General features: G+C 61.8%; 12 protein-coding genes. 3 read left to right on the forward strand and 9 right to left on the reverse strand.

The window, feature by feature from the left end; genetic code table 11:
* Positions 1–41 precede the first annotated feature (41 nt).
* From HH303_RS03170 to HH303_RS03180, 3 genes are all read right to left on the reverse strand, one after another.
* Positions 42–1700 carry an ABC transporter substrate-binding protein gene (locus HH303_RS03170; protein WP_169623739.1) on the reverse strand — a complete coding sequence of 553 codons (1659 nt, stop codon included), beginning with the start codon at positions 1698–1700 and terminating at the stop codon, positions 42–44.
* Positions 1701–2028: 328 nt separating this feature from the next.
* Entirely contained in the window at positions 2029–3033 is a 1005-nt protein-coding gene (locus tag HH303_RS03175) for a GlxA family transcriptional regulator (RefSeq protein WP_319637294.1), read from the reverse strand.
* A 21-nt stretch (positions 3034–3054) separates the two neighbouring features.
* Positions 3055–4227: an aminotransferase gene (locus tag HH303_RS03180; protein WP_169623740.1), complete on the reverse strand. Its 1173-nt coding sequence runs from the start codon at positions 4225–4227 to the stop codon at positions 3055–3057.
* Between the two features lie 139 nt (positions 4228–4366).
* Here HH303_RS03180 and HH303_RS03185 point away from each other — a divergent pair, with 139 nt between their 5' ends.
* Positions 4367–4621 (forward strand): hypothetical protein, encoded by a 255-nt coding sequence (locus tag HH303_RS03185; protein ID WP_169623741.1) that lies wholly within the window; start codon positions 4367–4369, stop codon positions 4619–4621.
* Here the strand turns inward: HH303_RS03185 and dusA are convergent.
* Positions 4588–5604: a tRNA dihydrouridine(20/20a) synthase DusA gene (gene dusA / locus HH303_RS03190; protein ID WP_169623742.1), complete on the reverse strand. Its 1017-nt coding sequence runs from the start codon at positions 5602–5604 to the stop codon at positions 4588–4590. The genes HH303_RS03185 and dusA overlap by 34 nt on opposite strands.
* Positions 5605–5669: 65 nt before the next feature.
* Positions 5670–6266 carry an HD domain-containing protein gene (locus tag HH303_RS03195; RefSeq protein ID WP_169623743.1) on the reverse strand — a complete coding sequence of 199 codons (597 nt, stop codon included), beginning with the start codon at positions 6264–6266 and terminating at the stop codon, positions 5670–5672.
* A gap of 270 nt (positions 6267–6536) precedes the next feature.
* On the opposite strand from HH303_RS03195, the gene clpB reads away from it, so the two are divergent.
* A complete protein-coding gene (gene clpB / locus HH303_RS03200; protein WP_169623744.1) occupies positions 6537–9137 on the forward strand; it encodes an ATP-dependent chaperone ClpB in 2601 nt (866 codons plus the stop codon).
* A 48-nt stretch (positions 9138–9185) separates the two neighbouring features.
* On the opposite strand, the gene HH303_RS03205 is transcribed toward clpB, so the two are convergent.
* From HH303_RS03205 to HH303_RS03220, 4 genes are read right to left on the reverse strand one after another with little or no spacing between them, the layout of a single operon-like run.
* On the reverse strand, positions 9186–10262 hold the full coding sequence (locus tag HH303_RS03205) for a DUF1513 domain-containing protein (RefSeq protein WP_169623745.1): 1077 nt from the start codon (positions 10260–10262) through the stop codon (positions 9186–9188).
* Positions 10263–10264: 2 nt separating this feature from the next.
* Positions 10265–11341 (reverse strand): imelysin family protein, encoded by a 1077-nt coding sequence (locus HH303_RS03210; RefSeq protein ID WP_169623746.1) that lies wholly within the window; start codon positions 11339–11341, stop codon positions 10265–10267.
* A complete protein-coding gene (locus HH303_RS03215) occupies positions 11338–12834 on the reverse strand; it encodes a di-heme oxidoreductase family protein (RefSeq protein WP_169623747.1) in 1497 nt (498 codons plus the stop codon). The genes HH303_RS03210 and HH303_RS03215 overlap by 4 nt, the downstream gene beginning before the upstream one ends.
* Positions 12835–12844: 10 nt before the next feature.
* Positions 12845–14119 carry an imelysin family protein gene (locus HH303_RS03220; RefSeq protein WP_169623748.1) on the reverse strand — a complete coding sequence of 425 codons (1275 nt, stop codon included), beginning with the start codon at positions 14117–14119 and terminating at the stop codon, positions 12845–12847.
* A gap of 233 nt (positions 14120–14352) precedes the next feature.
* Here HH303_RS03220 and HH303_RS03225 point away from each other — a divergent pair, with 233 nt between their 5' ends.
* Positions 14353–15138 carry a hypothetical protein gene (locus HH303_RS03225; RefSeq protein WP_169623749.1) on the forward strand — a complete coding sequence of 262 codons (786 nt, stop codon included), beginning with the start codon at positions 14353–14355 and terminating at the stop codon, positions 15136–15138.
* Positions 15139–15153 lie beyond the last annotated feature (15 nt).

The following is a 15153-nucleotide window of genomic DNA, read 5'->3' on the forward strand; positions in this document are numbered from 1 at the left end:
AAAAGGGAGGGACCCTTGCGGACCCCTCCCCTTGGCTAAGATCAGGCTTCGTCCAGCCAAACCTTGGCGAAATGCATCTCATAGGACTGATGCATGCCGTAATTCTTGACCGATGTCGCGTAGTGGCAGAACAGGGACCGCCAATACGGCTGGATGATGATACCGCTGCTCTGCAGAATCGTTTCAACCTGCTCCATCACCTCACGCCGCTTGTCCGCATCGGCGATGGTCAGCGCCTTTTCAAGGGCCGCATCGAATTCGGGATCGGAATAGGCGCATTCGTTCCACGCCTCACCGGAACGATAGGCCAGCGCAATGACCTGGACGCCCAGCGGACGCATGTTCCAGTTCGTGATCGAATACGGATATTTCGTCCAATCGTTCCAGAAGGTCGACCCGGGCAGGATCGTGCGCTTCACCTTGATACCGGCTTCACGCAGCTGTGCGGCGATCGCATCCCCGGTATTTCGGCGATAATCGTCGTCGATGGTGATCAGTTCATGCTCGAAATCCGCCTGACCGGCTTCTTCCATCAGGGCCTTCGCCTTGGCGATATCGCGCTTCAGCGGGGGCAGTTCGAAATATTCCGGATGAATCGGCGCGACATGGTGGTTTTCCGCCACGGTCCCGGCACCGTTAATGCCCAGTTGCAGGATAACATTGTTGTCGACCGCGAGCTGGAGCGCCTGACGAACGCGAACGTCGTCATAGGGTGCATTGTCGATATTCGTCCGGCAGACCACGGTGCTCGCCGTCGATACTTCGGATTTCACATAGCCGTCGATCGTGTCCATGACTTCCACGAAATCCGCAGTGGTTTCGTAGTTCACATGAACTTCGCCCGCTTCGAACGCCGCGATCTTCGCGGCCGGATCGGTGCCGTAGTCGGTCCAGACAACGCCGTCCAGCATGACATCGCCGCCCCACCATGCGCCGTTTTCCCGGCGTTTGACTTCCGCGCGGGACCCGACTTCCAGGCCGACCAGTTCGAACGGGCCGGTGCCGACCGGCGCTTCGGACAGCTTGCCGCCCATCTTGTCGAAATCGCGATGAACGATCAGGGCCGGATAGTCGACCATGCCCGGAATGATCGTGATATCCGGATTCGGCAGGGACAGTTTGACCGTGTAATCGTCGACCTTGGTAATCGCGCCGTCGAGCGCCTTGCCGGCATCGGCATCGACCAGGGACGCCATACGACCGGCCATGGAGTTGCCTTCGACACTCTTGTCGCACCAGCGCGTGATGTTGAAGACGACATCATCGGCGTTGAACGTGTCGCCGTTGTTCCAGGTCACACCCTTGCGGACATGCAGGACATATTCGGTCGCGTCTTCGTTCACGTCCCAGCTTTCCAGCAGGTACGGCTCGAACGTGAAGTCGCGGGTATACAGCACCAGCGGTTCAACGATTTGACGGGCGACGTTGCCCATTTCGGACCAGTCGAAGGTCCGCGGGTCATCGACGCGGCGGACGTTCATTTCGACGCTCAGGGTCCCACCCTTCTTCGGCGTATCGGCGGCCTTCGCTTCCTTGGGCGCGGTCAGCCCCAGCATCGTGTATGCCGTGGCGGTCGACGCGCCGAAGGCCGTCGCTAGCGCCAGGAACTCCCGGCGGTCCATCGCGCCTTCCCGGGCTTCCTTGGCCCAGCTGCCGATAGCTTTGTGCAGTGGATTGCCTTTGCGATCCGTAAATTTCATTCCTTGTCTCCCTGACCGTCCAACGGACTTTCCGTGATAGATAGCGCAACAGGCGGACATCCCGCCTGTGCAAAGGTTTCGTCGGTGAACACCCCACTCCCTGTCGACTGACCCGCCGCCCCTCTTGACCGAGAGGTCTGTCCGGTTGCCGCCTTGTCGTGTCCGACCGGTAAAGTACCGAACGGCTTAGACGCGCCGGACCCGGGACTGAACGGGCCTTTGTCTTCGACTGCCCCCGTTTCTGTTGGAAGCACTCTTGAGAAGATTGGTGGAGAATGCCCCGCGCGTATGCCGAAAAAGCCGCAATAAATGTGCACAGAACCGCAAACTAACCGATTTTCCAAAATTTCGCACCGACATTGCGATAAACGCGCGGGGTCATGCCATAAAGCGATTTGAACCCCCTGGCGAAACTGGAGCTGTTGGAGAATCCGCTGGCGACCGCGATTTCGCTGATGCTGAGGCTGGTTCCGATCAACAGGTCCTGCGCACGGCGGTATCTTAAGGTCAGATAGAACTGAATCGTGGTCTTGCCCGTTTCCCGCCGGAAAACGCGCTCCAGCGTATCGACCGAGAGGCCGAGCTGCCCGGCAATTTGATTGGCGGAGAGCGGCTCCTCGACATTCTGTTCCATCAGATCGACCGCGCGCAGCACCCGCGCGTCACGGGCGCCGGTTCGGATCCCCGTCGTATACCGATCCCCCCCGCGCACCGATCGATACCGGCTGTGCATGAACCATTCCGCGACGGCCATGGCCAGTTCGGTGCCGTGATCGATTTCCATCATCGCCAGCATCATGTCCAGCGACCCGACGCCGCCCGCGGATGTAAACCGGTCGCGATCGATGACGAACAGATCGCGGGAACAGTCGATATGGGGAAACGCTTCCCGAAAGGACGATTGGACCCGCCAATGCAATGTGCAGCGATACCCTTCCATCAATCCGGCACGGGCCAGAAAGAACGCCCCGTCCGACACGGCGCCGATCGCCGCGCCGCGCCGCTGTTCCCGCCGCATCCACGAAAGCGATGTTGCGGAGCCGAATTCATGCGCCTCAACACCCGATACAACGACGATACGATCGACGGACGGCGCGGCCCCGGCGACGCAATCCGCCTTCACCTCCAACCCGCAGGACGCCCGGGGCCGAAGTTCGGATGCGGAAACGGTCGTCCATTTGTAAAGCTTCAACCCGGTTACGGTATTGGCGACGCGCAGCGCATCGATCAATCCGCTATAGGCCAGTATCGGGAAATTCGGCAGAACGAGAATACCCCAGTGCACCTCTCTGGGATTGTCGACATTCAGATCCGGCATTTCCACCGTCGCCACGGGCCGGGCCTCCCCTCCGCGCTAAAATTCAGCCAATCGCCGTCCCAGATCGGCGATACCGTCCTCGTCCACATTCGCGAAAGCGGCCCGCAGATAGCGTTCCTGACCGTCGCCGAAGATCGGACCGGGCAGCATGAAGACCGCCTGTTCGCGGACCAGCGCCCGCGCCACGTCCTTTGCCCCGCGATCTGGATACGGATGTTCGATATAGGCGAAGAACGCGCCGCGCGACACCAACCGGAACCCGCCCGGCGTCCCGGCGAAGGCGGCATCCAGCGCCACGACCCGACGCATCATGTCATCCCGCCGCGCGCCTTTCCAGGCATCGAGGTGGTCGATCCCGTACAGCGCCGCCAATTGTCCGATATGGCTGGGGCAGATCGTGATCGTATCCGCGATCTTGCCGATCGCCTCCATCAGCACCGGCCCGGCGGCCAGCGCCCCGACGCGATAGCCGGTCAGACTGTAGGCCTTCGAGAAACTGTACAGATGGACGAAATGATCGCGCCATGCCGGATCCTGGAACAGACGATGCGGGACGGTGCCTTCAGGCAGAAAGTCCTGATAGGTTTCGTCCACCAGCAGCGCAATGTTCCGGCGCTTCGTCAGGTCCAGGAACGCCTCCAGCACCTCGGTCGGATAGGTCGTGCCCGTCGGATTGTTCGGCGTGACCAGCAGGATCGCCCGGGTGCGGTCGGTGATCAGCCTTTCCGCCCGCGCCGGGTCGGGCAGCAGCCCGCCGTCCCCAGCCTCGCACGGCAGCGCGACCGGCGTAATGCCCTGCATCGTGCACCACATGGTGTGATTGAAGTAGTAGGGTTCCGCCACCAGGATTTCGTCACCCGGTCCGGCCAGCGCCAAAACGGCCATGCAGAAGGCGTGGTTGCCGCCCGCCGTGATGGCCACTTCCGATTCCCAAACCGGCGCGTCGTAGGTTTCGGACAGGCGGCTGGCAAAACGCTTGCGAAGCGTCTCCAAGCCCAGGATCGGCGTGTAGAATGCCGTTACCGGATCCAAGATTGCCTTGCTCATCGCCTCCCGCAGACTTTCCGCCGGTGGATAGCTGGGTACGGCTTGCGCCAGATTCAGCAAGGGCCGGTCCGGCGTCACGCCCGCTTCCGGCAGCCAGGACATGGCTTCGGGGATCGGCGGTTCGGCGGTTGCGTCGATGAAGGGATTGATTCTGATGGCCATGGGAAACCTCAACGATCGAATTGCCGGGAGAGTGACCCGTCACCCCGCCTCCCGCAAGCGCGGATACACTTGCCCCACCCCGACGATTGCCCTTTCCGTCGAATCGCCGCGAATTTGATCTTCCTGGAGAGAAGCGACCATGGCCGACGACATCGAAAAAATCATCGCGAAAGCGATCAAGAGCGCCGACCGATCCATCTTCGGCGAGGATTATACGAAACAGGCCAAGGCGGTCGTGAAGGCGGTGAACGGCGCCGGTTGGGCAATCGTTCCGACGCAGCCGGACGAGGCTGCGGTCAAGGCCGGGATGGAACAGATCGAAGCCGGACGCTATCGTCCGACGGAACTGATCAAGGCGCTTTACACATCCATGGTCCGTGCGGCGCGGCTATAGTCTTCATCCGGGTCGGGCACCAACGCCAGGGCTTGCCGCACCACGCCCGGTCCCGCCGCCGCGCCATAGGCATTTTCACTGAGATAGCGCCGCCATTGCCGCGCGCCCGGCAATCCGTTGAACAGGCCCAGTATATGACGCGTGATATGGTGAAGAGCCGTTCCCGCCGTCACTTCCCGTTCGATATAGGGTAGCAGATCCCTCACGATGTCATGGCGACTGCGGGGCGGCGTGTCGTCCCCGTAAATCGCGGCATCCGCTTCGGCCAGACAATACGGGTCCTGATAGGCCGCACGACCGATCATCACGCCGTCCAGCCCGGCGTCGATCAGCGCCTTGGCGTCGGCGATCGTCTTCACCCCGCCATTAAGCGAGATCGATAGGTCGGGAAAGTCTTGTTTCAGCCGATGAACGACATCGTATTTCAACGGCGGGATTTCCCGGTTTTCCTTGGGACTCAACCCTGCCAACACCGCGATCCGCGCATGCACGATGAAAGTGTCGCACCCGCCCGCCCGAACGGTGTCGATGAAATGCGTCAGGTCGTCATAGCCTTCGCGGCCGTCGATGCCGATCCTGTGTTTCACCGTGACCGGGATCGATACGGTATCCCGCATCGCCGCGACACAATCGCGGACCAGCGCGGGGTCGGCCATCAGACAGGCGCCGAAGAACCCGTTCTGCACCCGATCCGACGGACAGCCGACATTCAGGTTCACCTCGTCATACCCGGCGTCTTCGACCAGCCGCGCCGACTGCGCCAGCGCCACCGGATCGGACCCGCCCAACTGGCACGCGACCGGGTGTTCCGACGGATCGAAACGCAGGTGCCGTTCAGCATCGCCGTGGATCAGCGCCCCCGTCGTGATCATTTCCGTATACAGCAAAGCATGCCGCGTGATCAGGCGCAGGAAGTATCGGTCGAACCGGTCCGTCCAATCCATCATCGGCGCTATACTGAGACGTCGGTCCAAATCTGGCATGGGTCCAATCGTTTGTAGCCGCGAAGTCGCGTCCTTCTACAACGATAATACCCTTGGTCCAAATTTTAACGGAGGACCAGCCGTTCCAGGATCGGGCGGAAGGCTTCGACATCCGGCAGGGGCATGTCCGGCGTTTTCGCGCCGTCGTCGCAACGCCGCAGGATGACCGCATCCTCGTAGTATAGAGATTTGCGAAAGTCGGCCATGCCCGCATCGTCGAACGGGCCGCCCTGCAATTGCAGGCTACGCACGGACGCCGGAGACAGGCCCGCGAAATAGTCCGGGTCTTCGGCACAGAGGTAGCGTTTCGCGTCGACATGCAGGCGCACCGGTTCCGATACTTCCGGCGGGAAGAAACGGGCCAGGAAGTCCGACCCCACGACCTCGTGCCGGGAATCGACACCGGTCAGGGCACAGTCCTTCGCATAGGAATGCAGGTAGTGCCCGACATCGTGCAGCAGCGCCGCCGCCGTCAGACTGTCGCGGCCTTCCAATTGATCGGCCAGGATCGCGCTTTGGATCGCGTGTTCCCCCTGACGGACAGCTTCGCCCAGATATTCCTTGTCACCGGACAGGCGGAACAGGTCGAAGATGAAATCGACGACCGTCTCCTTGGTCACCGTATCGGGATCGGTCGGCAATGTATCGCGGATGGCAGTCATGGGGTTTCCTCGGGTCTATCCTTCACCGCAACGGTCGGTGTTCCGGTTACCGTAGCCGTAGCATGACCGCCCGCCCCCCGATACCGCGCTTCGTTGACAATTTGATGGATGAATTTCGAACCGGTCGGACCGTTATGATCTTGTACCGGTCATCCCGTTTACCCATATCTTTTTTGTGGATGCCGCAAAGCGGGTTCACACTGTAAATTGGTACAACTCCAAAACCGGTCTTGCCTCGAAGAGGGAGACGGAATCGAGAGGTTGATAGACATGAACATCGAAAAGTTCACTGAACGCGCGCGCGGATTCATCCAGGCGGCCCAAACCATTGCGGTTCGCGAGGATCATCAGCGCCTGACCCCCGAACACCTTCTGAAGGCCCTGCTGGACGACAGCGAGGGCATGGCGGCCAGCCTGATTTCCGCGGCAGGGGGCGACCCGAAACGCGCCCTTTTGAAGCTGGACGAATTCCTGTCCAAGATGCCGAAGGTTCAAGGCAGCGGCGCCGGTGGCCTGCACCTGGATACCAGCCTGGCCAAGGTCCTGGATAACGCCCAGCAGGTGGCGGAAAAGAACGGCGACAGCTTCGTCACGACGGAAATCGTGCTGCTGTCGCTCGCCATGGCCGAAGGCACGGATGCCGCGAAGGCCTTGAAGGCCGCGCAGGTGTCCCCGCAGGCGCTGAACGGCGCCATCAAGGATATGCGCCAGGGCCGCACCGCCGATAGCGCGTCCGCCGAAGACAAATACGACGCGCTGAAGAAATACGCCCGCGACCTGACCGCCGTGGCGCGGGAAGGCAAGCTGGACCCGGTCATCGGCCGCGACGAGGAAATCCGCCGCACCATCCAGGTCCTGTCCCGCCGCACCAAGAACAACCCGGTGCTGATCGGCGAACCGGGCGTGGGCAAGACCGCGATTATCGAGGGCCTCGCCCAGCGCATCGTCGCGGGCGACGTGCCGGAAACCCTGCGCGATAAGAAGTTGATGTCGCTCGACCTCGCCTCCATGGTCGCGGGCTCCAAGTTCCGGGGTGAATTCGAAGAACGCCTGAAAGCGGTGCTTGAGGAAATCGAGGCCGCGGCGGGTCAGATCATCGTCTTCATCGACGAGCTTCACACCCTTGTCGGCGCGGGCAGCGCGGAAGGCTCCATGGATGCTTCCAACATGCTGAAACCCGCCCTGGCGCGCGGGGCGCTGCACTGCGTCGGCGCGACCACGCTGAACGAATACCGCAAATATATCGAAAAGGACGCGGCGCTCGCCCGCCGGTTCCAGACGGTCTTCGTGGATGAACCCTCCGTAGAGGACACGATCTCCATCCTGCGCGGGCTCAAGGAAAAATACGAGTTGCACCACGGCGTGCGGATCACCGACGCGGCGATCGTCGCGGCGGCGACCCTGTCCAACCGCTATATCACCGACCGGTTCCTGCCGGACAAGGCCATCGACCTTGTGGACGAAGCGGCCTCGCGCCTGCGCATGGAAGTGGATTCGAAGCCGGAGGAAATCGACGAACTCGACCGGCGGATCATTCAGCTGAAGATCGAACGCGAGGCCTTGAAGAAGGAAAGCGACAAGGCGTCGCAGGAACGGCTGGAAAAGCTGGAAACCGAACTGGCGGAACTGGACGAGAAATCGACCACCCTGACCGCGCAGTGGCAGGCGGAAAAGGGCAAGCTGAACGCCGCCCAGACGCTCAAGGAAAAGCTGGAAGCCGCGCGCAACGACCTTGCCATCGCCCAACGCGAAGGGCGTTACGATAAGGCGGGCGAATTGGCCTATGGCGTCATCCCCGATCTGGAACGGCAACTGGTCGAGGCGGAAGCCCAGGACGGCAGCGCGATGCTGGAGGAAGAAGTGCGCGATCAGCACATCGCCTCCGTCGTGTCCCGTTGGACCGGCATTCCGGTCGACAAGATGCTGGAAGGCGAACGCGACAAGCTTCTCCAGATGGAAAAGATCATCGGCCAGCGCGTTATCGGTCAGGATCAGGCCGTCGTCGCCATCGCCAATGCGGTGCGTCGGGCGCGCGCGGGTCTGCAGGATCCGAACCGTCCGATCGGCAGTTTCCTGTTCCTGGGCCCCACCGGCGTCGGGAAAACGGAGCTGACCAAGGCCTTGGCGGAATTCCTGTTCGACGACGACCAGGCCATGGTCCGCATCGACATGTCGGAATTCATGGAGAAGCATTCCGTGTCTCGGCTGATCGGCGCGCCTCCCGGCTATGTCGGGTATGACGAAGGCGGAGCGCTGACCGAAGCCGTCCGCCGCCGCCCCTATCAGGTCGTCCTGTTCGACGAGGTCGAAAAGGCGCATCCGGATGTGTTCAACGTCCTGCTGCAGGTCCTGGACGACGGGCGCCTGACGGACGGTCAGGGCCGCACGGTCGATTTCCGCAACGTCCTGATCATCATGACGTCCAACCTGGGGGCCGAATATCTGGCCGAACAGAAGGACGGCGAGGATGTGGAAGAGGTCCGCGGTCAGGTGATGGAGGTCGTGCGCCACGCCTTCCGTCCGGAATTCCTGAACCGTCTGGACGAAATCCTGCTGTTCCGTCGTCTGACGCGGGACAACATGACGGGCATCGTCGATATCCAGTTGGAACGCCTGCGCTCTCTGCTGGCGGATCGCAAGATCACGCTGAACCTCAGCAAGGATGCACTGATGTGGCTCGGCAATATGGGCTACGACCCGGTCTATGGGGCGCGGCCGCTGAAGCGGGTCATTCAGAAGAACCTGCAAAACCCGCTGGCCGGTCTGATCCTGGAAGGCACGGTTGCCGATGGCGACACCGTCCAGGTCACGGTGGAGGACGGCAATCTCGTCCTCAACGGCAAACCGGTGGAAGCCGCCGAAGCGGCGTAACGATCCTAACCCCGCCCGAGACAATCTCGGGCGGGGTGATCTTTTCCCTTAAATCACCGCCAGATGATTGTCCCAATGAAGGCCTGACGGGTCGGTCGCGTGGAAGGTTTCCGACCCGTCCGGGCCGATCCGGGTAACGATACCGGTGCCTGTGGTCAGGGCGAATCCGTCCGGTTCCGCCGCCACGCCGCAGACATCGTGCAGGTCGATTTTCTGCACCGCCTGCGGATCGTCGAGCGGGAAGCGGATCGCCAGATTGCCGCGCGGGCACGTGACCAGCGCTTCCCCGCCAGACAAGGCGACACTGCCGCAGTAATGGGCCATGCCCAGGATCACCTCTTCCGGGACCGGCACGATTTCCAGGCCGGTCGCCATCGTCCCTTTCACAACCAGCGGGACCAGATCCGTCAGCGGCCCGGCATATTGCCCGCCGATCAGGACCGTGCCCGCCGCATCCGCCGACAGGTGACGCAGGCTCAACCGATGCCATTCATGCGGTAGCTGATGCTTGGCCAGCAGGTTTCCTTGCAAGTCGATGAAACTCAGCGCCGGTTCCATGGTCGGTAGGTTCAGCATTTCCCGGCCATAGTCGGGATGCGTGTCGATTCCACCGATGCAGACGGCCAGGGTCTTGCCGTCGGGCATCAAGATCATCTCATGCGGCCCGATCCCGCCCGCATCGAACTCACCGACCCGGCGATAGCCGTCCGCCGCATCCCAGACGCCGATCACCCCCCGCCCGGCGTCATAGTTGTTTTCCGGCGTGTAGAGAAATTGCCCCGTCGGATCGAACGCGCCGTGGCCATAGAAATGACGGCCCTCCGGGCTGTCGAATTCGGTCACAACCGAGCCGCTTTCCGCATCGATGACGGTGCAAAACGTCTCCGGCCGCCGGGCGGGGAAAACCGCTTCCACCGTGCCGGGGCGCAGGGCCAGACCGTGTCCGCGTTCCGGCAGGTCGACGGTATACCGCAGCCCGCCCTGCCAGTCCCAGCGGGCGGCGACATATTGCCCGTCCCGTTCCGCGCATCCGATGACCCCGCCCTTTTGCGGGGTCGCGAACGCCGTTCCCGGAACCATGGCAAGCGCCGACAGCGCCAGGAATCGACGGCGATCGATCTCCATCCTCAATCTCCATCCAGGGCATTGAAGCTGACGCCCAGTCCGAGGACGCCGGACATCGGTCCGGCCAGCGTCTTGTGCAGGAATTCAAGCTGCGTGCGCAGCAATTGCAGGCGCGAATAATGATCGGGCGAAACATCCAGTTCCCGACCCAGATCGTCCGTCAATTGTGCCGCCGACGCGAAGCCCGCCGCGATGGATTCGTCCAATTCGTCCCCATCGGGATACTCCAGAACCGCCGGTCGCAGGGTGACCTCGTACAGCGACCGAGCCGCCGCGAGGTTCAGGCGGATATTGCGCAGGGACCGTTGCGACCGCCAGTTTTCCGCAAGTCGCGGGCGCGGTCGGTCGACGGACTTGCCCATCGGCTTGTCCAGCTTCAAGAGCACCACGGCCTGGACCCCGTCCGTGACGATACCGGCGACCGATTGGGTCACCTCCACCGGCGTGTGGAACATCGGGTTGTCCTCGGACGGCGCGTCCCAGGCCTGTCGAATCGGGCTGTCCGCATTTTCCCAGGCCGCCAGCACATTCGACGTGATGGTGACGAGATTTCCGCCGACCGCGCGCAGATACGCGCAGTAATAATCGTCATGCGACGCGGTTGCTTCCTGGAACTCCTCATCGAAGAACAGTCGTTCCAACGCCCAGAGACCCTGAACGGCGATGCTGGTTTCCGCGAAACGGTCTGCCGACAGACGGTCCCGGTCCTTTTCGCTCAAAAGCTCGCGCAGATGCCGGGCCGTCAGGTTCCTGGCATCCGGCCAGAACTGAATTCGCGCGAAGCGGTTATCATCTAAAATCGGCCCGACGCGAATCGCCTGCACCTTCTGCCATGCATCCATCATGTCCTGATAGGCCGGGCGCGGATCGGTGCCGTTCTCGCAATAGGCGTTCAGGGCCGTGTCGAGAACCTCGCTGGTCGCTTCAAGATCGGCATAGGCTGGCAGGATGAAACCGTCCAGCGCGGCCCGCGCAATGGCCCGATGGTCGACGTCGGGCGCCGCGCGAACCGGCAACGCCGTCAACAGCAACGCCAGACAAGCCAGTACCGGCACAAGCCTCATGGGGGTAAATCTCATAACGATTTCAGGAAACGGATCAGCGCTTCCCGCTCCTCTGTTGAAAGGGTGACGACCCCGTCTCGGGCCGATTGCGCCTCCCCACCGTGCCAGAGGATCGCCTCCAGCAGCGTGCGCGCCCGACCGTCATGCAGATAGGTCGCCTCTTCACTCACAATCCGGGCCACCCCAATCCCCCAGAGCGGCGCGGTCCGCCATTCCCGCCCGTCGGCCAGGGCCTCCGGCCGGTTATCCGCCAGCCCGTCCCCCATGTCGTGCAGCAGTAAATCGGTATAGGGGTAGATAACCTGATTGGCGAGATGTGGGCTGTCCTCGGACGGCCCCGTCGTGAATGCCTGAACATGACAGGCATCGCAACCCAGCCCCAGGAAGACCGCCTTTCCCATCAAAACGGTTTCGTCCGCCGCATCGGGCCGGGACGGTACCGCAAGATTCCGGGCATAGAACAGCAGCAGGTCCGTTACTTCCTGTGGGGCTTCCAACCCGTCATACTTCGCATCGTCGCCATGCGGCGCATCCCGGCACAGGGCCTGCGCCGCGCTGCAATCGCCATAGGCGGCAGGGAACAGCGGCGTCGAAATGCCGATATCGCCGGAAAAGGCGCTTTGGTTCTGCTGATCCAAGGTCGGCTGGCCTGCCTTCCATCCGAAGCGGCCCAACGCCAATCGATCCCGCGCGATATCCCAAACGCGGTTGGCGCGGCCCGATATTCCGTCGCCGTCCTTATCCGCCGGATCGGCATGGGCCAGGATCGCGTCTTCCGGAATCAGTTCCAACAACCCCAATCCGATCATCGGTGTGGCGATGCGCAGCGAAATCATCAGGTCCGCGTCGGGCGGCCCATATCCGGGATCGGTCAGGCTGACCGCCGGTTTGCGCAGAGACACGACCGTGCCATCGGCTAGACGAACCTCTTCTTCGGTATAGTCGATATGGATATGGCCTTCGGCGGGCACGCTTTGCACGCCGAAATCCTGCAATTGTCCGCCATAGACGGGGTCCGGGATTGCACTGGCCCGACCGCTGGCCAGGGCCTCCCGCTCCATAGCCGTTCGCGCGGGAACACTCAGGCGCATCAGCATGGTCACGGCGGTGTCGTCGGGATAGTTCGCCGCCGGAGCATGGCCGCCGCCATCGGCGACGTGGCAACGCTGACAACCGCGCGCGTTGAACAGCGGTCCCAACCCGTCCGCCGCCTTGGTAGACGATGGCGACGACACCCAAAGCCGTTTGAAGAACCCGTTGCCGATATTGAAGTCCAATTGGTCCTCGAACGGCATATTGGCGGAGGGGTGGCTGTAGGTATTGCGGTCGCGCGGTTTCATGTGGGTGGCATCACCGCCCGGACGGTCTTCCCCCGGCATGAAGGCAGCCACCCCAAACGGGCCGGGCCCGCCCCCGCCAGCGGCGGAAGCGGACCCGGTAATCGCGGGAACCGTTGCCGCCACGATTGCGGCGAGAACGACCCCGGTAACGGAAGACCTGCGTTGCATGGCCCCGTGTTTACTGAACCTTCGCCGGATCATCCAGGCTGTCGGAGCCTTCGATCGCCAGATCCGCGATGTTGAGCGAATTTGCCGCACGCGCAACTTCCTTGCTCTGCGCCACAAGGGCGTCGATCGCGGCCTGAACCGTGGCATTGCCCTCCGCGTTGCCTTCGCCGATCTGCTGGTCATACGACTCCCCGCCTTCGGCGCGGTCGACGATGGCCTGCATCTTCAGAACGGTGCTGTCCAGGGCCTCACCCAAAGCAGCGGCTTCGGCTTCCGGCAGGATGTCTTTCAGACCGGCACCGGACACGACCGTGCCGTCCGGGCGGGTATAGCTGCCCAGGAAGACGTTCCGGATACCCAGCGCATCGTAATAGTGGGAATGATGCGTGTTGTCGGAGAAGCAATCATGCTCCTCTTCCGGGTCGTGCAGGATCAGGCCCAGCTTCATGCGCTCACCGGCCAATTCACCATAGGACAGACTGCCCATGCCGGTCAGCAGCGCGGAAATGCCCGCCGCCGGATCGGAAACCACGGCTTCGCGCGCGTCGCCGCCGTCTTCCCATTGCCCGACCATCCAGGTCAGGTCGGACACCAGCAGGTCGGCCGCCGCCTGAAGATAGGCGCCGCGACGATCGCAATTGCCGTTCGTGCAATTGGCGACATCGAAGTCACTCGCCGGACGCGCACCGGCCCCCGGACCCGTGCCGTTCAGGTCCTGACCCCACAGCAGAAATTCGATGGCGTGGTAGCCGGTCGCGACATTGGCTTCGACGCCGTCGATTTCATGCAGGGTTTCACCCAGCAGTTCCGGCGTGATTTCCGTCGTATCGACCGTCGTGCCGCCGACCGTCAGCGACGTATTGGCAATCACATTGGCCGCATAGAACGGGTTTTCGTCGGAACTTTCGCCATAGCTGTCGCGGTTGACGTAATCGATCAGGCCTTCGTCCAGGGGCCAGGCATTCACCTTGCCTTCCCAATCGTCGACGATGGCGTTGCCGAAGCGATAGACCTCGGTCTGCTGATACGGCGCGCGGGCGGCAATCCAAGCCTGCTTCGCCGCCGTCAGCGTCGTTTCGCTGGGCGCGGAGATCAGTGCCGCAATCGCGGTCTGAAGCTGTTTCGCCGTGGCCAGGGAATCCTGATACTCGGCCAGCGCGATATCGGCATAAGTCTTGACGACCTCTTCAGGTGTCGCCGCCTGCGCCGTCGTTGCGACGCCCATCGCCGCCCCCATGGCCGCCGACGCGACGATCGCGAGACCGCCTGCTGTCATGCTTTTCATCAGTCCACTCCTCTCCCGTGCTGCTCCCACCCTGAAAGTGAGATTGAGAATGATTTACATTGCGAATGCTTACTAATCGCTCGCAGAGGAGTCAAATGACGGTCTGCACAATCTGCAAATTTTTTTGCGATTTCGACAAAGCTGCCAGGAAACGCGCATCCAACGGTGTGATTGATACTTTCGCAGAAAATCGAATAGGTTGTTGAGATTGCGGCAAAGAACGGAACCCGGAAATGACGCGCGGCGAATACGAAGACATTGAAAAGAAAATCGCTGACGGGTACCGGCTTTCCGTCTATCTGGAACCGAACCCGGAAATCGAAAGCCTGAAAAAGGCGAACGACCCCTATATCGAGGCATATTCCCTACCCCATATTTGCGTGCAAAATGGACAAGTCTGGGGCGCCACTCGATCAACGCACGCCATCATAGAACCGGGCAAGGGATATTCCCCCGGACTTGGATTTGCCTATTCGCTCACCTTCCCTTTGTACTGCATTTTCTTCGCGAACAACGGAAAGGACGCCATCGACAACACCGGCTTTAAGATCAAGCTCTTGTCAGCGCGGCAATATAGAATTCTCGAACCGCGACTGCATGCGCCGGGCGAAAAGGTGTGGTCCAGCGACGCGCCGGACGATACCGACAGCCTTGCGGCATCTATCCATAGGGGAAAAGCCCACCGCGCCGTGTTCCGCGATCAGAACGGCATCCTGCGCAGCCATCCGCTTGATCTGACATTCCTGTTCGAAACCGGCAACAGGGTCGAACTTCACCTTGAACATGCATTTCTGCCGCCGCCCTTCGTCGACCCGACGGAATTCGAAGTCCGGCTTCGAAAATTGATTCCAAACTTTGACACCGCCACCGCCGCGCCCACCTTCGCGGCCCAAACCGACGCGGCCCCCTTTAGCTCATACAGAAAGTTCGGAAGCGACGGCACCGGCCAAACCTACTCGGAAATACTGACAGGACAGTATTCACACTATCAGTCCATATCGGTCTTTGCCGATCCGTGATCGATACGACCGCCT

The organism is Pacificispira spongiicola, assembly GCF_012926505.1.
In the GTDB taxonomy this organism is placed as follows: Bacteria; Pseudomonadota; Alphaproteobacteria; order UBA8366; family Aestuariispiraceae; genus Pacificispira; species Pacificispira spongiicola.

What these genes read in the sequence shown, in the direction of transcription:
- HH303_RS03170 (WP_169623739.1), bottom strand. Translation starts at nt 1,700, where the DNA reads ATGAAATTTACGGATCGCAAAGGCAATCCACTGCACAAAGCTATCGGC.
- HH303_RS03180 (WP_169623740.1), bottom strand. Translation starts at nt 4,227, where the DNA reads ATGGCCATCAGAATCAATCCCTTCATCGACGCAACCGCCGAACCGCCG.
- HH303_RS03185 (WP_169623741.1), top strand. Translation starts at nt 4,367, where the DNA reads ATGGCCGACGACATCGAAAAAATCATCGCGAAAGCGATCAAGAGCGCC.
- dusA (WP_169623742.1), bottom strand. Translation starts at nt 5,604, where the DNA reads ATGCCAGATTTGGACCGACGTCTCAGTATAGCGCCGATGATGGATTGG.
- HH303_RS03195 (WP_169623743.1), bottom strand. Translation starts at nt 6,266, where the DNA reads ATGACTGCCATCCGCGATACATTGCCGACCGATCCCGATACGGTGACC.
- clpB (WP_169623744.1), top strand. Translation starts at nt 6,537, where the DNA reads ATGAACATCGAAAAGTTCACTGAACGCGCGCGCGGATTCATCCAGGCG.
- HH303_RS03205 (WP_169623745.1), bottom strand. Translation starts at nt 10,262, where the DNA reads ATGGAGATCGATCGCCGTCGATTCCTGGCGCTGTCGGCGCTTGCCATG.
- HH303_RS03210 (WP_169623746.1), bottom strand. Translation starts at nt 11,341, where the DNA reads ATGAGATTTACCCCCATGAGGCTTGTGCCGGTACTGGCTTGTCTGGCG.
- HH303_RS03215 (WP_169623747.1), bottom strand. Translation starts at nt 12,834, where the DNA reads ATGCAACGCAGGTCTTCCGTTACCGGGGTCGTTCTCGCCGCAATCGTG.
- HH303_RS03220 (WP_169623748.1), bottom strand. Translation starts at nt 14,119, where the DNA reads ATGAAAAGCATGACAGCAGGCGGTCTCGCGATCGTCGCGTCGGCGGCC.
- HH303_RS03225 (WP_169623749.1), top strand. Translation starts at nt 14,353, where the DNA reads ATGACGCGCGGCGAATACGAAGACATTGAAAAGAAAATCGCTGACGGG.